The organism is Hanstruepera sp. CR43, from assembly GCF_055227665.1.
The window spans coordinates 2973460-2995675 of the sequence record NZ_CP200078.1; the positions used below are offsets into that span (position 1 = coordinate 2973460).

Here is a 22216-nt window from a genome sequence, read left to right on the forward strand (position 1 = left end):
GAAAAACTCCTGAAATGAAAAACACAATTCTGTTTCTTGCTATGCTATTTTTGGTTGCTGGATGTAAAAATGATCACCAGCAAGTTGAAATTTCTAATGCTTTAAAAAACGAGGTCAATGACTTTTTAAAAGTCTACAATGATAAGTATAAACAGTTGTATTATCAGTCGTCGTTGGCTGAATGGGAATCCAATACCCACATTGTTGCTGGTGACAATTCCAATGCCGAAATAGTCCAAAAGGCCAATGAAGCATTAGCAAAATTTACGGGGAGTATTGAAAACATTGAGCAAACTCGAAAGTATTTAGAAAAAAAGGACAGTTTAGATATCGTGCAGGTTCGTCAATTGAACACCATTTTATATATGGCGGCCAATAATCCACAAACCGTTTCTGACATGGTTTCTAAACGAATTACATTTGAAAATGCCCAAAATGAAACTTTGTTCGGATATGATTTCCAAGTAGATGGTAATTCAGTGACTACTGGGGAGATAGATGCCGTCTTGCGGGAATCATCTGATTTAAAGGAGCGCTTGTCGCATTGGGAAAGCTCAAAAGCTGTTGGTAAGGACCTTAAAGAAGGCCTTAACAACTTAAAAATCTTACGAAACGAAACAGTTCAAGCATTGGGCTATGATGATTACTTCAGTTACCAGGTATCGGATTATGGTATGACCCGAAAGGAAATGCTGAAAGAAATGAATCAAATGGTGCAAGAAGTCTGGCCATTATATCGAGAGCTTCATACATGGGCGCGTTATGAGCTAGCTAAAAAATACAATCAGAAAGTGCCTGATTATTTACCTGCCCATTGGCTGCCAAACCGCTGGGGACAAGATTGGAGTGCCTTGGTAGATGTTGAAGGCTTGGATATTGATGCAGCCTTGGAAGACAAACAACCGGAATGGATTGTGAAAGAAGGTGAAAATTTCTACAAGAGTATTGGTTTTAATGCCTTACCAGCTAGTTTTTATGAAAAAAGTAGTATGTATCCTTTGCCAGCCGATGTGACTTATAAAAAGAACAATCATGCATCAGCCTGGCACATGGACTTGGAAAACGATTTACGCTGTCTAATGAGTGTGGAGCCCACAGCCGAATATTATGAAACCATCCACCATGAATTGGGTCATATCTATTATTTTCAGGCCTATACCAATCCAAATGTGCCGCCTTTGTTACGTAATGGCGCCAATAGAGGCTATCATGAAGCTATTGGTAGTTTGTTGGGCTTGGCAGCTATGCAAAAGCCATTTTTGGCTGAAAAAGGTTTAGTGGAGGCAAACACCCAGATTGACGAAACCCAAAACTTATTAAAGGAAGCTTTAAATTATGTAGTGTTTTTACCGTTTTCAGCAGGAGTGATGACCGAGTTTGAAAATGCCCTTTATGCAGAAGATTTACCCATTAATCAGTTTAATGCCAAGTGGTGGGAATTGGCCAAAAAATACCAAGGAATGGTGCCACCAACTGATAGAAGTGAGGAATACTGCGATGCAGCCTCTAAAACTCATATTAATAATGATGCTGCACAATATTATGATTATGCAGTGTCTTATATTTTGCTCTTCCAGTTCCATGACCATATTGCCAAAAACATCCTCAATCAAAATCCACATGCCACCAATTATTATGGTAGTCAAGAGGTAGGTGACTTTTTAAAGGGAGTTTTGGAAGTGGGTGCCAATTGTGACTGGCGTGAACTCTTGCAAAACAAGATTGGTAGTGGTATGAGTGCGAAACCTATGCTGGATTACTTTGAACCTTTAATGACCTATTTGCAGGAGCAAAATCAGGGTAGAAACTATACCTTGCCAGAAACACTTTTACAATAGGTGATTAAATATACCTGTTGAAAATGCATTTGTAAAATTGAGATAGATAATGATAATGCAGAGGAGATATTATCCTGAAATAAAAAACACTCCCAAAATCTGATTTATTGTATCGATAAATTGGGAGTATTCTTTTAATTATAATTATTTCTGCTGCAAAAATTTTATCTAAAAGGTTAATCCATGTCAATCACTTGGTGGAATAAAGCACCTTGATCATTCATGCCATTAATGATAAGCTTAACGCCATTGGCATCTTCAACATTAACTTTTAGGGTATTGAATTTATTTGGGTCTACTATAAAATTAGGAACCCAATCCAAGGCTTTAAAGTTTTCTTTTGATTTATAGGTAGGGAATTGGAAAAAAGGATTTTGGAACTGTGACTCTGGGATGCTGAAACCAAAATCAGTAGCACTGTGTTGCATATCAGGATTTTCTCTAACAGGTGGTTTACCATCGCTCCCTTTTTTGGTCACAAAATTAATGACTCCTTTTGGGTATAAGGCTCCATAGCCCGCACCACGATGGTTAACTATAACATACTCAAATTCAGATGCCATTCTAAATTCTATAATGCTCAAGTCGGTACCTAAAGGCGTGCCGTCTAAAATAATGGTCAACGGAGCATCACCCGTATTGTTCAAAGTTTTTAAGAAGCGTTCGTTGTTGAGATAAGGTGTGTTATCTTGGGTGTATTTGACCGTAACCCCTGATAAGGTTCTTAAATATTGCAAAATATCACCTTTGGAGTAACTGGAGTCATCAATTCTATAAACCCTAGAAAAACCTACTCCTTGTACACCTGATTTGGATAATTTTCTTTGGGTTTCCTGCTCTCTTTTGATGCGGTCAGCTTTAATGACAACTTCGTCCAGTTGTTCAACATCACCCCATTGAGGCATGCTTAAATCAAATGCTTCATTCGATAACTCATTAGTTTGGGATGTGATATGGTTGTTGTCCACATCATCTTGTTGATTGATTTTGGGATTATTTTTATAGTTTGTATAGTTTTTATAAACAAAGAATTTAGCTTTTTCAATTTCTCCTTTTTTGTTCAATAAGGCTAATTGATATTGCGTGGGATAACTTAAAAGTAAATTATTGAATTCAAATGATTTATCACTATTTAAAGGTTGTACCAACAGAATGTTATTATCTTTGGAGGTAAGCATGACACTATATTTTGCCGGATCGTTGATTTCGGTGTTAACTTTTCCTTTAATGCTAATGCCATTTTCACTTTTAAAAATTAAATCGGATTTGTTTTTATAAGGAAATGCTTGATGAAAGGTTTGGGTTTGCAGTAAAAAATCTAAATAGCTGCTATTTAATTTATCATCATTAATAAATCCTCCATTTCCTTGTATATAAGGACTGATCAAGAATGATGATAAAATGGAGTAATCGTCTGTATAAACTTTGGTTTGTTTCGGTAGCACCGAAATGCTCAAATTAGCAGGTAATTCGTCGTTAACAAGTCTGAAATTTATATTAAGGGAATCATTGGCCATCTGTCCTTTGGTTACTTCTAAAGGGATATTCTTTCCGGTTTCCCAGAAAAAATGACGTTCAGAAACAGGTTGATTTTGTTCATTAAAGATGGTTATGGTGTTAATGCCATTAAATACGTCCTTTGCTAAAAAAATTATGGGGTAGTTGATGACTTCCTCACTTAATTCGATAGGAGCGACTGATTTTACAGAGCCATTTCTGTGAAGAACTGCAAAAAGGTTTTTACCATCCAGACCTTTAATAGTCTGACCATTTGTTTTAAGTTCAAAATTGATGGTTTTGGAATTGTAGTTGCTGGTTCGTTTATGGACTATAAATCCTTTTTCAACTGCATTCGGAAGGTCTACTTGAACTTCTTTATCATCAATATTTAGTACCGCTGAAAAACGAGCGTCATACATTACTTTAAAAGCACCAATGCCATAATCGTTACTTCTTAAAGAGGCTACTGTTTCCCCTGAAACGGAATTAATGATTTTGCCGCTAATGTTTTTTGATGTTGAAAAACTTACCATGTTTTGTACGTCCTTCAACATGGTGTTGCTTTCAGGAAAAAAAGTAATGATGGGTTGGTTGCTCGTATTGTTTTGAGAGATATGATTACTGGCAACTTGCTGATTTTCAGTTTCTTCATTAAGCTGTTTTAAATTCTTAATCTCAACTTTAAAAACGGTTCCATCTTTAAAATTACGATTCCATTCAGAGTCCAACTCTAGATAGTAAGTCCCAGACTCAAGATCTTCTGGTAAATCTATTTGACCATAGCATGTGCCTTTGTCAACAAAAAATAACTTGCTTTCTACAAGCGACTTATCAGGTCCATAGATATTGATATGTAGATTTGTAGTCTGTAAAAAAGGGGTGTTCAGGTCGTCATCAACGATATAGGCTTTAAACCAAATTTTTTCACCGGTAAAATAGGTGGATTTATTCGTGTGCAAGAAAAATTTCTCAACCTTGAATTGGTGAAAGTTATTTTCATTTAAAAGTTTGTCGGCTTTATCCTGAACTGATTTTTGACCGAAAACAACAATAGTAAATAAGGAGCAAATTATAAAAGACGAAAATCTCATATGTGGGTTTTGAGTTTAAAAAGTTTGTAATGCGGATTAAATAATCTTTTGATTACTTACTTTTTTTAGGATTATAAACAGGTAATAATTGGGTGGAAACCTCACCAAATCCAATTCGAGTACCGTCTTTTTCGCAGTGTCCACGCATGATAACGGTATCAAAATCATTGATGAACTTACGCTCCGTACCATCGGTCATTTTTAGTGGTTTTTCACCGCGCCAGGTCAATTCAAGCATAGAACCATAAGAATCAGGTGTTGGGCCAGAAATGGTACCACTACCCATCATGTCTCCAGAATTTACTGGGCAACCGTTAACAGTATGGTGCGCCAATTGCTGGCACATGTTCCAGTACATATATTTAAAATTGGAGTTGCTAACCACAGTTTCTTTCGCTTTTTTAGGTTTTATGGCAACCTCTAAATTTATGTCGTAACTCTTTTTTCCTTTGTATTGCAAATAAGGTAGTTGCGGTTTCTTGGGTTTTGGACCGGCTACTCTAAATGGCTCTAAAGCGTCTAACGTTACAATCCATGGGGAAATGGATGACGCAAAGTTTTTTGCCAAAAATGGTCCTAATGGTACATATTCCCATTTTTGGATATCACGAGCTGACCAATCGTTAAATAAGACCAGTCCAAAAATATATTCTTCAGCCTCTTCAATAGGAATGGGTTCACCCAAGTCGTTTGCATCTGTGGTAATGAAAGCCATCTCCAATTCAAAATCCACCAATTTACTGGGTCCAAAAACAGGTGTGTCACTACCAGCAGGAAGGGTTTGTCCTTGCGGTCTGTGGATGGGAATGCCTGATGGAATAATAGAACTACTTCTACCATGATAACCCACAGGAATATGCAGCCAGTTTGGCATTAACGCATTTTCAGGATCACGAAACATAGTACCCACATTGGTAGCATGCTCAATACTCGAGTAAAAATCCGTATAATCGCCAACCTGAACTGGTAACTGCATTTCAATTTCATCCAAACGGAATAATACAATTTCCTTATGTTGTTTGTTGTTTTTTAACGTCGTGTTTTCAGCATCAAAAATCTGTGCAATACGATTGCGCACCGCACGCCAGGTTTTTCGACCATCAGCAATAAAATCATTCAGGGAATCCTGTAAGAAAATATCATCGGTTAATGGAATACCATCAAAATATCCCAATTGGTGCAAGGCACCCAAATCAATGGCTGTATCACCAATACGTGTACCAATGGTAATGATATCATCGCGTGTTAAAAACACACCAAAGGGTATGTTCTGAATTGGGAAATCGGAATTTTTATCGACGTGTAACCAAGACTTTCTATCTGGATTGTTGGCTGAAAGTGGCATAGTATTTTATTAGTTTAATGGTTGTTAAATCTAGTCAAACCTACATAACTTTTTATTTTTAAACTAATTTTAAACATAAAATATAGGCCTGATGAAGTTATTTACAACTGTGCAAAACTTCTTAAGGTAAATATATGTTTTTTGAATAATTAAACTAATGGTTTTGTTATTTTTGGGTTCATTTTAACGATAACCAAAATTTATGCAACGCGACGAACAAATTTTTGAATTGATAGAGGCTGAAAAAGAGCGTCAGCTTCACGGTATAGAACTTATTGCATCGGAGAATTTTGTTAGTGACCAGGTGATGGAAGCTGCAGGTTCGGTTTTGACTAATAAATATGCTGAAGGCTATCCAGGCAAACGCTATTATGGTGGCTGTGAGGTAGTCGATGAGGTTGAGCAATTGGCCATTGACAGAGCCAAGGCCTTGTTTAATGCTGAATATGTCAACGTTCAGCCACATTCAGGAAGTCAAGCCAATACTGCCGTGTTTGCTGCTTGCCTAAAACCTGGAGATACCATACTAGGATTTGATTTGTCTCATGGTGGACATTTAACGCATGGTTCACCAGTAAACTTTTCAGGAAAATTATACAATCCAGTTTTTTATGGTGTTAAAAAGGAGACAGGTTTAATAGATTACGATCATGTTGCCATAATGGCACAAAAAGAAAGACCTAAATTAATAATTGCAGGTGCTTCAGCTTATTCACGTGATATGGACTTTAAACGATTCCGTGAGATAGCTGATTCGGTTGGAGCCATTTTGTTGGCTGACATTTCGCATCCTGCAGGTTTGATTGCTAAGGGTATTTTGAACGATCCGTTACCTCATTGTCATATTGTAACGACTACTACCCATAAGACCTTACGTGGTCCAAGAGGTGGTATGATTATGATGGGTAAGGATTTTGATAATCCATTTGGATTGACCTTGAAAAATGGTAGTTTACGTAAAATGTCTTCATTGTTGGATTCTGGAGTGTTTCCAGGGAATCAAGGCGGTCCATTAGAACATATTATTGCAGCTAAAGCTGTGGCTTTTGGTGAAGCACTTACGGATGAGTTTTTACATTATATGTTACAGGTGAAGAAGAATGCCGCTGCTATGGCTGAAGCATTTGTAAAGCGAGGCTATCATATTATTTCAGGTGGTACAGACAATCACATGATGTTAATTGATTTACGAAATAAGAACATCACTGGTAAAGATGCGGAGCAGGCTCTAGTAAAAGCTGAAATCACAGTAAATAAAAACATGGTGCCTTTTGATGATAAGAGCCCATTTGTAACCTCCGGAATTCGAGTAGGAACGCCTGCAATTACCACACGAGGATTAAAAGAAGCCGATATGGAGGCTATTGTAGCCTTGGTGGATGAAGTGATATTAAACTATGAGAATGATACAAAATTAGAGCAAATAGCCAGTAAGGTAAATACCATGATGGAAGGGTTGCCCTTGTTTGTCTAATAGCTTAATGACTATATAAAAAAACCTGCTCATCAGCAGGTTTTTTTAATTCATGACTTTTCTTCATAAGGACCCTCCCAAAGGACCTGCTCAATCATCCACTTATTACCGCGTTTGGACAATAGAATATAATCAATGCCCCACCAGGCTGTGACTTTTGCTGCTGCTATACTGTTGCTCATATTGAGCACTTCAACTTCTTTAGGGGAGTTAGGTTTTGCAAAGTTTTTCTTGGCTTTCACATTTTCAGCATAAGCCAATGCTTGATCATAAGACATATAGTCTACTTGCTTGTAGTCTCCAGTTTCCTTGTCCTTCCAAAAACCAAATTTGTTGAGCTCGGGTTGTAAACTGGCTTTCAGTTTAGATGTGTCCCCTTCATAAAATCCTTCAATGTAATTGTAGCAGGCTTTTTCTACCTTTTCGTGTTCCGTTTGTGCATGCCCAATAACCATGGAGGTTATAAATAGGGCAATTGAAATAAATTTTTCCATGCTGTTCGTTAGTTTGATTAAAATTTAGCAATATGAGGTTGCGTAATAAAAGTAACTATTAAAACAGTAACTAGTTGTTAACGAGACGTTAATCTAAAATGTAATATGTTGGAAAGCACCAGAATCTAGTGTTTCTGAAGATAATCTATCTATATTAAGTATGTCAAATTGCGTGGTGCCATTAACAAATGCTGGCGAACCAATGTTGATAGCTCCGGAGTTTTCACCGATAATCAGTTTGTTGTTTTCAGTATCCATAAAATGAGGATCTATATTGAATACGATTCCATCATACAGGTCTGAGTTGTTAAAATCATAATTGTCATCCGTGAAATTGTTATTCGGATCTGAAAATCGTATCAAGCAGTTTGAAAACTTAAATTCAAAGAGTACAGGATCGTTATTATCATTAATTTCATCCAAAATAAATTCTGGGTTGTCATTTCCATATATAATGCAGTTATTAAAATTGGCTTCAGCAAGGTCTGTAATAACCGTAGCTTCGGCCGTTTCAGAATAATTGTTTAATAAGAGGGCTGGAAACTGTCTGAAACTGTTTCGCCAGTAATTTACAATAGTAGAATGGGTGAAATTGTATCGGCCACCCAAAGTTCCGGCTAATGACGATTGTCCGGAGTTGTTGATAACCACATTCTGTCCTGTAATTGATGTGTTTCTACCCAAAATCCCAAAATTACTGGAGTTGTAAATCTGTGAATTACTGATTTGTAATTTGGCACCTGATTCATCGGGATTGCCATCACTTAAAACACCAACACCGGCATTTTTAATGGTAGCATAATTGATTATGTTATTGGCACTACCTTCAAACAGCCAAATAGTTCCCCATTGACCTGGAACATCACTAAAAGCAGGTTCGAGTCGGTCACCTTCAAAAACAACTTCGTTTTCTAAAAGATCTTGGTCGAGACTGTACGCTCCATTGACGTGGAGTGAAGCCCCTTCTGTCACTAAAATACCAGAATTGGCATGGAAATGCACGCGAGCACCTGCTTCAACTGTTAAGGTTTCACTATTTGGAACGGCGGCATAGCCATAAACAACATAAGGGCGTTCGTTGGTAAATGTCAATTCATCGGGCATTAAATAGCGACCCTGAATATCGGTTTCCACCTGTTCGCCTCCGATATTTAAAGTGAGTGTTTCAATTATTCCTGTGGTATTATCACGATCTGGATAGATAAAAATAGCATCTTTAACTAAAGTAACTAAATCAACCTCTTGTTTATTCATTCCTGAGTCAAACTCTATTTTATCGATATATAAAAATTCGCCGTTAGTATCGGGTAAATTATTAATATCTATCGTTGTTTCAATAAACACGTACATACTGTCCTTTGCCAATATTTCTACATTCTGAAAGGATTTTCCAGGAATGCCATCCACATTTAATCGGTATTCAGAATCCTCACCCAAGCCCAATCTGATGGTGGGGATGCTGATATCATCATTACTACGGTTGTAAACCTTTAGGGTGTATGTGCTGGACCCAATATTAGTAAATACGGTATCTAGATATACCGTATCTTTAGAAAACTGTAAATTTCCAGTACTGGGTGAAAATTCCAAATCTTTTCTACAGGAACTCACACTTATTAAAAAAACCATGGTTAAAAGTGTGTAAAGGACATGCTTCATGTGGATTTCAATTTGTTCAAAAATATAACTTTTGAATTGATGATTTCGTATGCCAAGACGAAAATTACTCAAATAATTTTTTGACTTCTTCAGTTATTCGAGTCGGTTTTAGAGTTGTTTTACTCATAAAACACCATTGCGTTTCCGATTTTGCCAATAGCGAATCACCTTTATAAAACTCGACCATTCTTGAGGATGTCACACCTTCTGACTTGGTTACATAGGTTTTAATGGTAATGATATCATCCAATAGAGCAGGTTGCTTATATTGGATGTGATGTGATATCATGACCCAAAAATAATCCTTTAATATCGTTTCAGAGGCTCGAGTTAACCAGTGTTTTTCAGCAATATCCTGAACCCATTGCACATATTGTACATTGTTAACATGATTTAAAGCGTCTAAATCCGTTTTAGAAACTGTTTTAAGAATTTCAAAGATTTGCATGATGTGGCTTATTTTTCAACAATTTCCACTTCAAAAAGTTTGTCCCAGTATTTCCCAGTAACAAATAAGGTTTTCGTTTCAGGATTGTAAGCCAATCCATTAAGGACATCCAATCTTGGGTGTTGGGTTACCTGATCTCTTAAAGGCGTGAAGTCAATAACACCTTCAACAGCACCGTTATTTGGATTTATTATGGCTACACCGTTTTTATTCCAACGGTTGGCATAAATTTTCCCATTAATCCATTCTAATTCATTTAATTCCACAACTTTGCCTTTATTGTGATAAGCCTGTATAAAACCTTCCTCAACCAATGTTTCAGGATTTAAGGTCCAAATTTTTTCAGTACCATCACTTTTGTATAATTTCATTCCATCATTGCAAATGCCCCAACCTTCCAAGCTGTTACCATATCTAAAGCTACCTGTTTTCTCAAAAGTATTGACATCATACACGAATCCAGTACCTTTTTTCCAGGTTAATTGGTAAATCTTATCGTTTAGAATGGTAATACCTTCGCCAAAATATTCATTGGCTAGATCAATATTTTTAAGTACTTCACCCGTTTTATAATTCACTTTTCGCAATTTTGATGCACGATACTGACCAGTGCCTTCATACAGCTCACCCTTATAAAATTCTAATCCTTGTGTGTAGGAATTCATATCATGAGGGTATTCATTGAGGATATTAAAGGTATAGATGGTAGGCGATTGATTGTTGAGAATTGTTATGCTTTCTGAAATACTGACGTCTTCACCTTCCAGTTTAAAATTGGCAATGACATCATGCGTTCCCAAATGTAAATCCGTAAGATTGGTACTTGAGGACACAGGGTTGCCATCTAAAGTATAGGTTAAACCTTTTATGTCGTGATTTTTTGGGTTTTTTAAAGATAATTCCAGTTTATTTCCAATTTCTATAGCATTATTAGCTGAATTGGTTACAATGGAAATATCCTTTTTTAGGATATCTACATTCGAACCGCAGGAGATAACAATTAAGCCTAAAAATATGATAGTAAGATACTTATAAGAAGTCATGATTTTATGTAAATTTTGACCAAGATATTTATTAAAATTCAGTTTAAAAAATCATTGTGAGAAATTTAAAAGGGTTGTATCTTTGCACCCGGCAAGTCCTACACAACCAGCTCCTGCTGAATCCCCCAGGGCGGGAACGCAGCAAGGGTAAGCGGTCGTAGCGGTGTGATGTAGGTAGCTTGCCTTTTTTTGTACCCAAAACTTTCCTTTTTTATTGTATTTTTAACCTGCAAAAGCTCAAAATTTATGTTCTAAAGTTGTATTGATAACCGGTGGTTCGTCAGGGATTGGAAAATCGATTGGTGAATTTTTAACTGAAAAAGGATTTGAGGTTTATGGAACGAGTCGGTCACCAGAAAAATATTCAAACAGTAAAATTTCAATTGTAGGTCTCGATGTTACAAAACCAGAAACTATCAGTAACGCTGTTACTCATATTATTGAAAAGGCCGGAAGAATTGATGTGCTGATTAATAATGCTGGAGTCGGTATAACAGGACCAATTGAAGAAATTCCAGAGGCTGAAATAAAAAACAATTTTGAAACCAATTTCTTTGGGCCTATAAATGTCATTAAAGCTGTGTTACCTCATATGCGGAGCCAACAATCAGGATTAATTATCAATGTAACATCAATTGCAGGTTATATGGGATTGCCTTATCGTGGCATTTACAGTGCCAGTAAAGGTGCTCTGGAGTTGTTAACCGAAGCCTTTAGAATGGAACTAAAACCATTTAAAATTAGAATGACCAATGTGGCTCCAGGTGATTTTGCGACTAATATCGCGGCTGGTCGTTACCATGCACCAGTTTTAGATAGCTCGCCATACAAAGAGACCTATGGAAAATCTTTAGAGCTGATGAACGAGCATGTGGATGCTGGTAAAGATCCATTGGAAATGGCTAAAGCTATTTTGGCCATTATTAATACACCCAAACCCAAAGTTCATTATAAAGTAGGGGAGTTTATGCAGAAATTTTCTATAGTTCTAAAACGCATTCTGCCCGATACTGTTTATGAAAAAATGCTCATGAACCATTACAAGATATGATGGCTACATTTGTTAATTATTTTTAATAAAATGACAACATATAAACTCCCATTTAGTTGTACTTTTGCACCATATTAAACACAACTTATAACAATATTTTCTATGAAATTTTTTATTGATACGGCTAACCTTGATCAAATTCGTGAAGCACAGGATTTAGGTGTTTTAGATGGTGTGACTACCAATCCATCTTTGATGGCTAAAGAAGGCATTACTGGGCACGATAATATCATGAAGCACTATGTAGATATTTGCAATATCGTTGATGGTGATGTGAGTGCTGAAGTAATCGCTACCGATTTTGAAGGCATGATTCGTGAAGGTGAGGCTTTGGCCGAATTGCACGATCAAATTGTGGTTAAATTACCCATGATTAAAGATGGCGTAAAAGCATGTAAATACTTTTCGGATAAGGGCATTAAAACCAATGTCACGTTGGTGTTCTCTCCAGGTCAGGCTTTATTGGCTGCTAAAAGCTGGTGCCACTTATGTATCACCATTTATTGGTCGTTTGGATGATATTTCAACTGATGGATTAAACTTGATATCTGAAATTCGTCACATATATGATAACTATGCTTTTGACACTGAAATTTTAGCGGCTTCGGTTCGTCATACCATGCATATTATCGACTGCGCTAAATTGGGAGCAGATGTTATGACTGGGCCATTAAGTGCTATTGAAGGCTTATTAAAGCACCCATTAACGGACATTGGATTGGCTAAATTTTTAGAAGACTTTAAAAAGGGCAATTAATACCTGTTTATTAAAGATAAAAAAGCCTCAACAATTGTTGAGGCTTTTTCTTTTTCATAGATTGTAAATGGCTACTGATTCAGTAAGCCTAATAGTTCTTCTTCAAAGCGTATGTTGAACATGCTAGTGTGGGCATTGGCAATTTCACCCTTTTGATTGACTATCATTACCTTATTAATAGGGTAGATTGCTAATTTATGTCTTGCATCTTTAGGATTGGCAAATAAAAATTCTGATTGCGTATCGTAGTGATATTGCTTGACAAGTTTTTGCCATAAATTTTTATCATCGTTATTGACATTAATGGCTATAAACTGAATTTCAGGATATTTAATTTTTAACTCGTTTGCTTTTTTATGACTTTCTATATGCGAACGATAGGTAGAAGACCAAAAATAAATAACAGTAGGTTTGTGGATTATAGACTTTAAAGATTTTTCCTTACCAGAACCATCAATAATATTCACCGCAGGCAATTTATTACCTGTTTTAAGTCCTTTAAGAGATTCTACAATACTCGTAACATAATTACGCTGTTTAGGATTGTTATTCTTGTTAATGAAAGACTGTAAAACAGTGTCGTAGTTGTCAACATCCTTGCTGTTACTAATGTATTCGATAGCCGTTTGAGTTAACAATGAATTTCTAATGGAGTCATTAACAACCAAACTATCAATCAGTTTTAGCCGAATCATATTATAATCCAATGACTTGATATTATAGACACTATCATTGGACTGTTTAAAATGCTCGGCTAAAGCAATATTTTCAAAATGATGCTTCAGGAACGAGTAGTAAGGAAAATAGTCCATTAAACTACAATAGTTATAGTCTATTTGTTTTCTGTAGTTATAAAAACCTTCAGGTAAAGACTCGAAATTTTTTCGTTCGTTTTGAGAATAGTTTACAAAAGGATATACTTCTTTGCTTAAGTAGTAGTCGTAATTAATATTGCCCTCAACCAATTCATTAAACATTGGGGATACCGTATTGTTTACCGTGAATTTTTTGAGTTCCTTAAACTTATGATTTCTAATAGAATCTAGGCGACTTTCAAATTCTGCTGCAGGCAACTGACTATAACCCAATATAATTTTATCTTCAACTTCGCCATCAAGAAACAAATTAATCAGGTAATTGTTTTTTTTGGCACCATTGCCGGTATAAACCAGAGATTCATCAAACTCAAGGGTGTTTAAGCGAAACATAATACTGTCACGAGGTTCCAAAAGCACCATTTGATATTCTAACCCTTCAGCCGCTGGTAATTTAAATGTGTAAAGACCGTTCTCTAAATTTTCAATTTTATAGAGAAAGCGGTTGTTGGCATCTAAGGTCACCGTGTCTAAAACCCTGTTTGACTTTGAAAGGATTACAAAGTTTTTCCTTGGGTTAATAATTTCACCTCCCAGGTAAGCGTAATCAGTATCCTGCTCAGTTGTGTCATCTTTACATGATACAAAACTTAAAGCCATAAATAGAATCAGGCTCAATCGTTTTATAAATCCCATCATACTTGTATCTAGCATATTCTGCTAACAAAAATAAATGTTGTAAACAAAACCTCTTGTTAATACGTTGTTAAATATTAAATACATGGGTTTTGTTTTACAAAATGCCTGTAATTGTCTACTTTTGCAAAAAATTTAACAAGGATTATATGTTATCAGTTTCTAATTTATCGGTTCAATTCGGAAAACGTGTCCTATTTGATGAGGTAAGTACGAGTTTTAATCAAGGCAATTGCTATGGTATTATTGGCGCCAATGGTGCCGGTAAATCAACTTTTTTGAAGATTTTATCTGGTAAACAGGACCCCACTTCTGGCCATGTGCATTTGGAACCTGGAAAGCGCATGTCTGTTTTAGAGCAGAATCATAACTTGTATGACGATAAAACCGTATTGGAAACGGTTATTATGGGTAACAAACCCCTATTCAAGATCAAAACAGAAATTGATGCCTTGTATGCTGATTATTCCGATGAAAATGCAGAAAAAATTGGCGAGCTTCAAGTAGAATTTGAAGAAATGAACGGCTGGAATGCAGACAGTGACGCTGCAGCCTTATTATCCAATTTGGGTATTAAAGAAGATTTGCATTACACCATGATGGCTGATTTAGATGGAAAACAAAAAGTTCGTGTGCTTTTGGCACAGGCACTTTTTGGAAATCCTGACGTATTGATTATGGATGAGCCTACCAACGATTTGGATTACGAAACAATTTCCTGGTTAGAACACTTCTTGGCCAATTATGACAACTGTGTCATAGTTGTTTCGCATGACCGTCACTTTTTGGATGCCGTTTGTACACATATTTCGGATATCGATTTTGGGAAAATAAACCATTATTCAGGTAATTATACGTTTTGGTATGAATCATCCCAATTAGCTGCTAAACAGCGTGCGCAACAAAACAAAAAGGCTGAAGAAAAGAAAAAGGAACTGGAAGAATTTATACGTCGTTTTTCTGCGAATGTGGCTAAAAGTAAGCAAGCTACCAGTAGAAAAAAGATGATTGATAAATTGAACATTGACGAAATCAGACCTACTAGTCGTCGTTATCCTGCTATTATTTTTGAGCGTGAACGTGAGGCAGGTGATCAAATTTTAAATATTGAAGGGCTTTCGGCTTCTATTGATGGTGAATTATTATTTCAAAATATAGATTTAAATCTAGCCAAAGGTGACAAGGTCGTGGTCTATTCTAAAGATTCTAGAGCTACAACAGCTTTCTATGAAATATTGAACGATAACCTAAAAGCTGATTCAGGGAAGTTTAGTTGGGGTATAACAACCACGCAATCATATTTACCTTTGGATAACAGTAAATTTTTTGAAAACAATCTAACCTTGGTTGATTGGTTACGCCAATGGGCAAAAACTGAAGAAGAGCGCGAGGAAGTTTATATTCGTGGCTTTTTAGGTAAAATGATTTTTAGTGGTGAAGAGGCTCTCAAAAAATCAAATGTATTGTTCTGGTGGTGAGAAAGTCCGTTGTATGTTAAGCCGCATGATGATGATGCGTGCCAATGTATTGATGTTAGACGAGCCAACAAATCACTTGGATTTGGAGAGTATTACAGCATTCAATAACTCGCTTAAAAACTTTAAAGGAACTGTGTTGTTTACGACCCATGACCATGAGTTTGCACAAACAGTTGCTAATCGCGTCGTGGAATTAACACCAAATGGCGTTATTGACCGATATACAACGTTCGACGAGTACATGCAAGATTCTAAAATTAAGGAGCTGCGAAATAAAATGTATGCTGTTACGGTGTAATCAAGTTTCTAATTCAGACTTGACACTTTCAACAACAGGAATGGCACTTTCCAATTCGTCAACATTGACGTAAATATCTTGGTAACCTGGCACTGAAGAACCAAATCCTGCCAATCTAGCGGATTCTGTTTCATCTTTGACTATGGCAGTGATTCCTAATGCGTTTAATTTATCAATGATTAATTGGGCTACAATAAAACTTCCCGTGTATATTTTTTTATAGTCTGAATCCATAATTTAGATGATTTAGCTTCCTAATAAAGATACAAAATTTATGTATAATATTGAGCTTTTAAAAGCCGATTGTAACTACCTGAAAATACGATAATTAAAAATTAACCCTAAAAAAACTTATAGATAACATTAATAGTCTATATTTGTACTTTATTAAAATTTTTAAATTATTACAATGAGTAAAGGAACAGTAAAATTCTTCAATGATTCAAAAGGATTTGGATTTATTGTTGAAGACGACACAAAAAAAGAACATTTTGTTCACATTTCTGGATTAATCGATGAGATTCGTGAAGGTGATGTAGTAGAATTCGATCTAACAGAAGGTAGAAAAGGAATGAACGCAGTAAACGTTAAAGTATTATAATATATATATTATTTTAAACTTATTGAAAGAAAAAGCCTCGAATAGTCGAGGCTTTTTTATTTTTAAAAAGTTCCAATAAAACCTATTTGATTGCTCGAAAAGGTTAGATTCCAGCTTATTTTAGAAGGCTTTTTATAATTGTATTTTTCTTTTTTGTATAAGAACCTGTCGATACAATCAACGACTACAATACTCAAAATAGAACCAACAGCAACATCTGTTAACCAATGAGCACCTTCAATAAGTCTGGTAATTGGTGTAATGGATCCAATAGAGTAGATACCAATTTTAACCCAAGTATTATCAAATTGTTTTGCAATAGCGTGTGCCATGGTTACCGATAATACGGTATGACCTGAAGGGAATGAATGATACATGGCCTCACTGGAAAAAGGATTGAAAGTATCATAATCTTCTCCAGAATTGGGCCTGGCCCGTCCAAATGCAGTCTTGCTAAACGCCTGTAAAGTACCAGTTGTGATAGCCGATGAAATAATCAAGACACTTGTTTTTCTTAACGATTCATTTTTTGTGAATAACCCAACACCGTAAATACCAACATTTAAAGCAAAAAAGGTTTGAGGTTTTCCAAACCTGTACCCAAAATCTCTGGCGAATTGCGGATAATCATCTCGCTGACCAGTAAAAAATTCGGTGGCTTTTTCATCGGCTATTGATAGGGCAAAAACACCAATAGACATTGTGGTTAACTTTCTGAAATCATCTTGTTCCCAACGAAGAGGACTTGTAAAAGCATGAGCTACCCCTTGCGTAGTGGTTTTGGCATCATATTTTAATAGTTCCCATACGGTTGTTGTGTCTTTTTTAGATAGTGTTAATTCTTTTTGCCCGAACAATGCCGTACTAAAAAAAACGCAAATGATGTAAAGGAAAAATCTCAATGACTATTTATCTTAATTCAGCTCCCAATTGTTTTTCAAAGTTAACCTGAAGCTTATTCATGATTTTATCAATTTGCTTATCGGTAAGCGTTTTGTTTTCATCTTGCAGCGTGAAACTCACAGCATAACTTTTCTTGCCTTTAGGTAGATTCTTGCCTTCATAGACATCAAACAGATTCACATCTTTTAGCAATTGCTTTTCAGTTTGCATGGCAATAGTGTCTATTTCAGCAAAAGTTACTGATTCATCAAGCAGTAATGCGAAATCACGACGAACAGCTGGATATTTTGGTATAGCTGTGAAGGAAACCTTACTATTTTTAGCTGCATTGATGACGGCATCCCAATTAAAATTAGCAAACAATACATTCTGGGAAATACCAAAATGTTTTAAAATGGATTTTTTTACCAAGCCGAATTCCACTAACGCTACTTTCTTTTGAGACAATTTTAGTCCCTCGCTAAAAACATCAGAAGAAATGGGTGATGCTTTTAAGTTGTTAATGCCCAAGCGATTGAAAACAGATTCAATTATTCCTTTCAGATAGTAAAAATCACTCGGTTGCACAGATGAGTTCCAACGTTCGGTGTGTCTGTTTCCAGTTATAAAAAGTGCTAAATGTTTAAATTCCTCTCGCTTATCATTATAAGCATGATAGGTCTTACCAAATTCAAATAGTTTCAGGTTCTCCTGTTTTCTATTGATATTATGACGGATACTTTCCAAACCTGAAAACAGCATAGACTGTCTTAAGACACTCAAATCATTACTCAACGGATTCAACATCTCGACATGCTGTTCTGGATTTAAATCATGACTTAAATTCGCGTAATTTGGTGTAGTCAATGAATTGGTCATCGTTTCATAAAACCCTTGTGAAACCAATTGATTACCTATGATATTTTGAAGCTTATAATCCTCATACTTTGACGTATTGGATATGGAAGCATTTAATTTTTCGGTGGTTTGAATGTTGTTATAACCGTATACACGCAAAATTTCTTCTATAATGTCGGCTTCTCGCTGAACATCATTCCTATAGGCTGGAACTGTAAGACCTAATCCCGTTTCGGTAACATTATTAATTTTAATATCCAAGGACATTAATATTTGCTTGATGGTCTCACGTGGAATTTCTTCACCAATTAATTTTTTGGCATTTTCGAAACTTAAACGAACCTGATAATCCTCAATCTTTTTAGGATAGATATCAATGATATCGCTGGTAATTTCGCCACCAGCTATATCCTCAATCATCAAGGCAGCACGTTTTAAAGCATATTCTGTAATGTTTGGATCTATGCCACGCTCAAAGCGGAAAGAAGCATCAGTATTTAATCCATGGCGTTTAGCCGTTTTTCGTATACTTACAGGGTCAAAATAAGCACTTTCTAAAAAGATACTGGTTGTATCTTCAGTTACTCCCGATTCCAATCCTCCAAAAACACCAGCAATACACATCGGCTTTTCGGCATTGCATATCATAAGATCATCCTCATGTAACTCACGCTCTACACCATCCAATGTGGTAAATTTAGTACCCGATTTTAGGGTTTTAACTTCCACCTTGTTACCATTTATCTTGGATGCGTCAAAAGCATGTAGGGGCTGTCCCAACTCATGTAGTACATAGTTGGTAATATCAACGATGTTATTTATTGGTGCCAAACCAATGGCTTTCAGTCTGTTTTGAATCCAAACCGGAGATTCCTCAACTTTAAGCCCAGAAATAGTCACACCACAATAGCGTGGTGCTAAATTTTTGTTTTTCACCTCGACGTCAATCTTTAAGGCGCGTTTTTCGACGTGAAAAGCACTAACCGAAGGTGTTATCAACTCCAAATTGATTTCTTTTTGGAGTAAACCTGCTTTTAAATCGCGAGCCACACCGTAATGACTCATGGCATCAGCACGATTGGGCGTTAAACCAATTTCAAAAACCTGATCATCTTCTACTTCAAATAATTCAGAAGCTAAAGTTCCTACTTTGGTATCTGCATCAAGCACCATGATACCATCATGAGAAGACCCCAATCCCAGCTCATCTTCGGCACAAATCATACCATGACTTTCTTCACCACGAATCTTACCTTTTTTAATAGTCCAGGCTTCACCTTCAGGCGTGTAAAGTGTTGTGCCTATTGTAGCAACCAGCACCTTTTGACTAGCGGCAACATTGGGTGCGCCACAAACTATCTGTAAGGGCTCACCAGCTCCAATGGAAACGGTAGTCACCTTCAATCGGTCAGCATTACTATGTTGTTCACAGGTTAATACTTCACCTACAACAATGCCATTCAAGCCGCCTTTAACCGACTGAAACGGTGTAACGCCTTCAACTTCAAGGCCTAAATCCGTTAAAAGTTCACTTATTTGTTCTGAATTCCAATCAGTTTTTATAAATTGCCTAATCCAATTGAGAGAGATCTTCATGTGCGAGTCGCTGTTTAAGTGTGCAAAGATAAAATATTGCCACAAGCATTCAAACATTGGTATAAAAATTGTAATTTTAGGACGAAATAATTAATATGAGGCAGATATCTAAACTTTTAATCTTGTTATTATTCGTTGGTTTTTGGTCTTGTAGAGACACCAAAGAAGCTGACGAGGCTGTTGAAACGGAAGCGCAACAAGAGACTACGGGAACAGAAGCCACAGACAATTCGATTGATCCAGAAGTAGATAAAGCTACAGAGGAACTGGACAAGGAGGTTAAAGAACTAGATGACGCTCTAAATGAACTCGATACTATTTAAGAACTAAAAAAGAAATCATGAAAAATTTAAAAAACACCTTTTTAGCTGTTGTACTAACTATGTTTGTTGGCACAGTAATGCAAGCTCAAGAAAAGGCTAAAGACGTAAGGACTAAAAATCAAAGTAGCGAAATTAACAGTCAATTGACTGCTGAAGATGCTGAACATACCAGAATGCTGGAAATGTTTGATAGGGCAAGGGCGCAAGCTAAATCTGATGAGGAACGCACTATGATTGATAAAAAGCAAGCTGCTTATGAAGATTTACGAAACAATAACACCCTTGAGCGAAGAAATTCGGAAGAAATGCAACAGCAGGAAGTGAAATCAACACGTGCCGAGTTATCTAAAATGGATCAATTAAAACAAGCTTACGCAGAAACGGAAGAGGTTGAATATAAATTGGAAGCCAGTAATATGAAAATTAAGGAGGCTAAAGAGCGTCTGGAAGCAGCTAAAAAAAGTCAATCGCTGACTGCTGAAGAGATAGCCCAAAAAGAAGCGAAGTTAAGAGCGGCCGACAAAGAACTTCAAGAAGCTAAACAAGCTCTGGAAAATCAGCGTCGCGTTATCAAGGAAAAACATGCCGAGTTAGAAGGTAATAACTAGAAAATTTTCAATTAAATGATAAAAAAGGTGTTAATGTGTTAACACCTTTTTTTTGTTGCAATTATTTTTTGTTTCTTCGACTAACATCAAAAATTCATTATGCGCTATCTTATTTTTTCTCTCGTTTTTATAACACTATTTTCCTGTAAAACAGAAAACAAAACGGAAACCAAATCCGAATCTAACACTCTGGAAACTGGCACGTATCGTGTAGCATTAGATTTGAATAATGGGGTAGAACTGCCATTTCTAATGGAAGTAACTTCTTCGACTACAGCCAAAGTATATAATGCCAACGAGGTGATAGAAATTGATGAAATAACCTATGAAAACGATTCAGTTTATATAAAAACGCCTGTTTTTCAAGCCTATTTGCTAGCTAAAATTAATGAGGATGGTTCATTGACTGGAAATTATGTTAAGGAAGCGCTTAATCGCTATGTGCCGTTTGTAGCAATCCAATCGGATGTGCGTTTTGAAGCGAACGAGCCAGCGACAAGTGACTTGTCTGGAACCTGGGAAACAGTGTTTAGTCCCAGTTCTGATGACAATCGTTATATATCCAAAGGTGTTTTTAAACAAACAGGTAATAAGGTTACAGGAACATTTGAAACCACCACAGGTGATTACCGATTTTTAGAAGGAGTGGTTTCTGGTAACGAATTGAAATTATCAACTTTTGATGGTGCTCATGCTTTTATGTTTACAGCTAAAGTAACTGATTCCACTATGACTGGAACGTTTTATTCTGGTAACCATTGGCAAGAACCGTTTACCGCCAAGCGCAATCCAGATTACGAATTGCCAGATGCCAATAGCCTGACCTATTTAAAAGAGGGTTATGATAAAGTTGCGTTTAGCTTTCCAGATGCTAACGGAAACCAAATATCATTAGAAGACGACCGCTTTAAAGACAAGGTGGTGTTGGTGCAATTAATGGGAACCTGGTGTCCCAATTGTTTAGATGAAAGCAAATATCTATCCAAATATTATCAGGAACACCAAAAAGACGGACTAGAAATAGTGGCTCTGGCATTTGAATATGTCAGTACTGAAGACCAAGCCTTTAAGAATATTCAAAGACTGCAAGAACGCATTGGGATTACGTATCCTATTCTATTGGCTCAAACGGGAACTTCCAATAAAGCCAAAGCCCAGGAGAAATTACCCATGTTGAATCAGGTATTGAGTTATCCGACAACTATTTTTATTGATAAAAAGGGGCAGGTTCGAAAAATACATACCGGTTTTAATGGTCCAGCTACTGGTGAAAAATACACCCAGTTTACAACAGAATTTGAAGGGTTTGTAGGGGAGTTGTTGGCGGAATGATATAAAAGCCTCAATATTTTATGTTATGC

Annotated in this window: 16 protein-coding genes, 1 other RNA gene and 3 pseudogenes; 10 read left to right on the top strand and 10 right to left on the bottom strand. The window is 36.3% G+C overall.

The window, feature by feature from the left end:
* Positions 1-14 precede the first annotated feature (14 nt).
* Entirely contained in the window at positions 15-1838 is a 1824-nt protein-coding gene (locus tag ACKXGU_RS13650; RefSeq protein ID WP_463465824.1) for a M2 family metallopeptidase, read from the top strand.
* Positions 1839-2014: 176 nt separating this feature from the next.
* Here ACKXGU_RS13650 and ACKXGU_RS13655 read toward each other — a convergent pair whose 3' ends face one another.
* Both ACKXGU_RS13655 and fahA read right to left on the bottom strand, forming a co-directional pair.
* On the bottom strand, positions 2015-4429 hold the full coding sequence (locus tag ACKXGU_RS13655) for a hypothetical protein (RefSeq protein ID WP_463465825.1): 2415 nt from the start codon (positions 4427-4429) through the stop codon (positions 2015-2017).
* Between the two features lie 52 nt (positions 4430-4481).
* Positions 4482-5774 carry a fumarylacetoacetase gene (gene fahA, locus ACKXGU_RS13660; protein ID WP_463465826.1) on the bottom strand — a complete coding sequence of 431 codons (1293 nt, stop codon included), beginning with the start codon at positions 5772-5774 and terminating at the stop codon, positions 4482-4484.
* Positions 5775-5976: 202 nt separating this feature from the next.
* Here fahA and glyA point away from each other — a divergent pair, with 202 nt between their 5' ends.
* Positions 5977-7248: a serine hydroxymethyltransferase gene (glyA, locus tag ACKXGU_RS13665; protein ID WP_463465827.1), complete on the top strand. Its 1272-nt coding sequence runs from the start codon at positions 5977-5979 to the stop codon at positions 7246-7248.
* A gap of 50 nt (positions 7249-7298) precedes the next feature.
* Here the strand turns inward: glyA and ACKXGU_RS13670 are convergent, their stop codons facing one another.
* The 4 genes from ACKXGU_RS13670 to ACKXGU_RS13685 all read right to left on the bottom strand — a co-directional run bounded on the left by ACKXGU_RS13670 (position 7299) and on the right by ACKXGU_RS13685 (position 10892).
* Positions 7299-7742, bottom strand: coding sequence for a nuclear transport factor 2 family protein (locus ACKXGU_RS13670; protein ID WP_463465828.1), 444 nt, complete (start codon positions 7740-7742; stop codon positions 7299-7301).
* A 93-nt stretch (positions 7743-7835) separates the two neighbouring features.
* Positions 7836-9401, bottom strand: coding sequence for a hypothetical protein (locus ACKXGU_RS13675; protein ID WP_463465829.1), 1566 nt, complete (start codon positions 9399-9401; stop codon positions 7836-7838).
* Positions 9402-9465: 64 nt separating this feature from the next.
* Complete coding sequence (locus ACKXGU_RS13680; protein ID WP_463465830.1) at positions 9466-9849, bottom strand: acyl-CoA thioesterase; 384 nt, start codon at positions 9847-9849, stop codon at positions 9466-9468.
* A gap of 8 nt (positions 9850-9857) precedes the next feature.
* The gene (locus ACKXGU_RS13685; protein WP_463465831.1) at positions 9858-10892 is read right to left on the bottom strand and encodes a glutaminyl-peptide cyclotransferase; all 1035 of its coding nucleotides are present in this window, start codon (positions 10890-10892) and stop codon (positions 9858-9860) included.
* An 89-nt stretch (positions 10893-10981) separates the two neighbouring features.
* Between ACKXGU_RS13685 and ffs the strand changes: the two genes are divergently transcribed.
* The 3 genes and pseudogenes from ffs to fsa all read left to right on the top strand — a co-directional run bounded on the left by ffs (position 10982) and on the right by fsa (position 12700).
* Positions 10982-11080, top strand: an RNA gene (gene ffs / locus ACKXGU_RS13690) — signal recognition particle sRNA small type.
* 59 nt (positions 11081-11139) lie between these two features.
* Positions 11140-11943 (top strand): annotated as a pseudogene (locus ACKXGU_RS13695) (SDR family oxidoreductase); the annotation flags it as partial.
* 102 nt (positions 11944-12045) lie between these two features.
* Positions 12046-12700 (top strand): annotated as a pseudogene (gene fsa, locus ACKXGU_RS13700) (fructose-6-phosphate aldolase).
* 71 nt (positions 12701-12771) lie between these two features.
* Here fsa and ACKXGU_RS13705 read toward each other — a convergent pair.
* Complete coding sequence (locus ACKXGU_RS13705) at positions 12772-14229, bottom strand: TlpA family protein disulfide reductase (RefSeq protein WP_463465832.1); 1458 nt, start codon at positions 14227-14229, stop codon at positions 12772-12774.
* 131 nt (positions 14230-14360) lie between these two features.
* On the opposite strand from ACKXGU_RS13705, the pseudogene ACKXGU_RS13710 reads away from it, so the two are divergent.
* Positions 14361-15987 (top strand): annotated as a pseudogene (locus ACKXGU_RS13710) (ABC-F family ATP-binding cassette domain-containing protein).
* On the opposite strand, the gene ACKXGU_RS13715 reads toward ACKXGU_RS13710, so the two are convergent.
* Entirely contained in the window at positions 15988-16221 is a 234-nt protein-coding gene (locus tag ACKXGU_RS13715) for a DUF2007 domain-containing protein (RefSeq protein ID WP_463465833.1), read from the bottom strand.
* A gap of 175 nt (positions 16222-16396) precedes the next feature.
* Here ACKXGU_RS13715 and ACKXGU_RS13720 point away from each other — a divergent pair, with 175 nt between their 5' ends.
* Complete coding sequence (locus ACKXGU_RS13720; protein ID WP_103052527.1) at positions 16397-16588, top strand: cold-shock protein; 192 nt, start codon at positions 16397-16399, stop codon at positions 16586-16588.
* Positions 16589-16650: 62 nt separating this feature from the next.
* Here the strand turns inward: ACKXGU_RS13720 and ACKXGU_RS13725 are convergent, their stop codons facing one another.
* Positions 16651-17490: a phosphatase PAP2 family protein gene (locus tag ACKXGU_RS13725; RefSeq protein ID WP_463465834.1), complete on the bottom strand. Its 840-nt coding sequence runs from the start codon at positions 17488-17490 to the stop codon at positions 16651-16653.
* Positions 17491-17497: 7 nt separating this feature from the next.
* Positions 17498-19924 (bottom strand): phenylalanine--tRNA ligase subunit beta, encoded by a 2427-nt coding sequence (pheT, locus tag ACKXGU_RS13730; protein WP_463465835.1) that lies wholly within the window; start codon positions 19922-19924, stop codon positions 17498-17500.
* A gap of 95 nt (positions 19925-20019) precedes the next feature.
* Between pheT and ACKXGU_RS13735 the strand changes: the two genes are divergently transcribed.
* The 3 genes from ACKXGU_RS13735 (at position 20020) to ACKXGU_RS13745 (ending at position 22187) form a co-directional block, all read left to right on the top strand.
* Positions 20020-20247, top strand: coding sequence for a hypothetical protein (locus ACKXGU_RS13735; RefSeq protein ID WP_463465836.1), 228 nt, complete (start codon positions 20020-20022; stop codon positions 20245-20247).
* Between the two features lie 17 nt (positions 20248-20264).
* Positions 20265-20855, top strand: coding sequence for a hypothetical protein (locus tag ACKXGU_RS13740; RefSeq protein ID WP_463465837.1), 591 nt, complete (start codon positions 20265-20267; stop codon positions 20853-20855).
* A 99-nt stretch (positions 20856-20954) separates the two neighbouring features.
* A complete protein-coding gene (locus tag ACKXGU_RS13745) occupies positions 20955-22187 on the top strand; it encodes a TlpA disulfide reductase family protein (protein ID WP_463465838.1) in 1233 nt (410 codons plus the stop codon).
* Positions 22188-22216: the final 29 nt, after the last annotated feature.

Bases quoted from the DNA above. Each gene is read 5' to 3' on its own strand.
- ACKXGU_RS13650 (WP_463465824.1), top strand. From the start codon at position 15: ATGAAAAACACAATTCTGTTTCTTGCTATGCTATTTTTGGTTGCTGGA.
- ACKXGU_RS13655 (WP_463465825.1), bottom strand. From the start codon at position 4,429: ATGAGATTTTCGTCTTTTATAATTTGCTCCTTATTTACTATTGTTGTT.
- fahA (WP_463465826.1), bottom strand. From the start codon at position 5,774: ATGCCACTTTCAGCCAACAATCCAGATAGAAAGTCTTGGTTACACGTC.
- glyA (WP_463465827.1), top strand. From the start codon at position 5,977: ATGCAACGCGACGAACAAATTTTTGAATTGATAGAGGCTGAAAAAGAG.
- ACKXGU_RS13670 (WP_463465828.1), bottom strand. From the start codon at position 7,742: ATGGAAAAATTTATTTCAATTGCCCTATTTATAACCTCCATGGTTATT.
- ACKXGU_RS13675 (WP_463465829.1), bottom strand. From the start codon at position 9,401: ATGAAGCATGTCCTTTACACACTTTTAACCATGGTTTTTTTAATAAGT.
- ACKXGU_RS13680 (WP_463465830.1), bottom strand. From the start codon at position 9,849: ATGCAAATCTTTGAAATTCTTAAAACAGTTTCTAAAACGGATTTAGAC.
- ACKXGU_RS13685 (WP_463465831.1), bottom strand. From the start codon at position 10,892: ATGACTTCTTATAAGTATCTTACTATCATATTTTTAGGCTTAATTGTT.
- ACKXGU_RS13705 (WP_463465832.1), bottom strand. From the start codon at position 14,229: ATGCTAGATACAAGTATGATGGGATTTATAAAACGATTGAGCCTGATT.
- ACKXGU_RS13715 (WP_463465833.1), bottom strand. From the start codon at position 16,221: ATGGATTCAGACTATAAAAAAATATACACGGGAAGTTTTATTGTAGCC.
- ACKXGU_RS13720 (WP_103052527.1), top strand. From the start codon at position 16,397: ATGAGTAAAGGAACAGTAAAATTCTTCAATGATTCAAAAGGATTTGGA.
- pheT (WP_463465835.1), bottom strand. From the start codon at position 19,924: ATGAAGATCTCTCTCAATTGGATTAGGCAATTTATAAAAACTGATTGG.
- ACKXGU_RS13735 (WP_463465836.1), top strand. From the start codon at position 20,020: ATGAGGCAGATATCTAAACTTTTAATCTTGTTATTATTCGTTGGTTTT.
- ACKXGU_RS13740 (WP_463465837.1), top strand. From the start codon at position 20,265: ATGAAAAATTTAAAAAACACCTTTTTAGCTGTTGTACTAACTATGTTT.
- ACKXGU_RS13745 (WP_463465838.1), top strand. From the start codon at position 20,955: ATGCGCTATCTTATTTTTTCTCTCGTTTTTATAACACTATTTTCCTGT.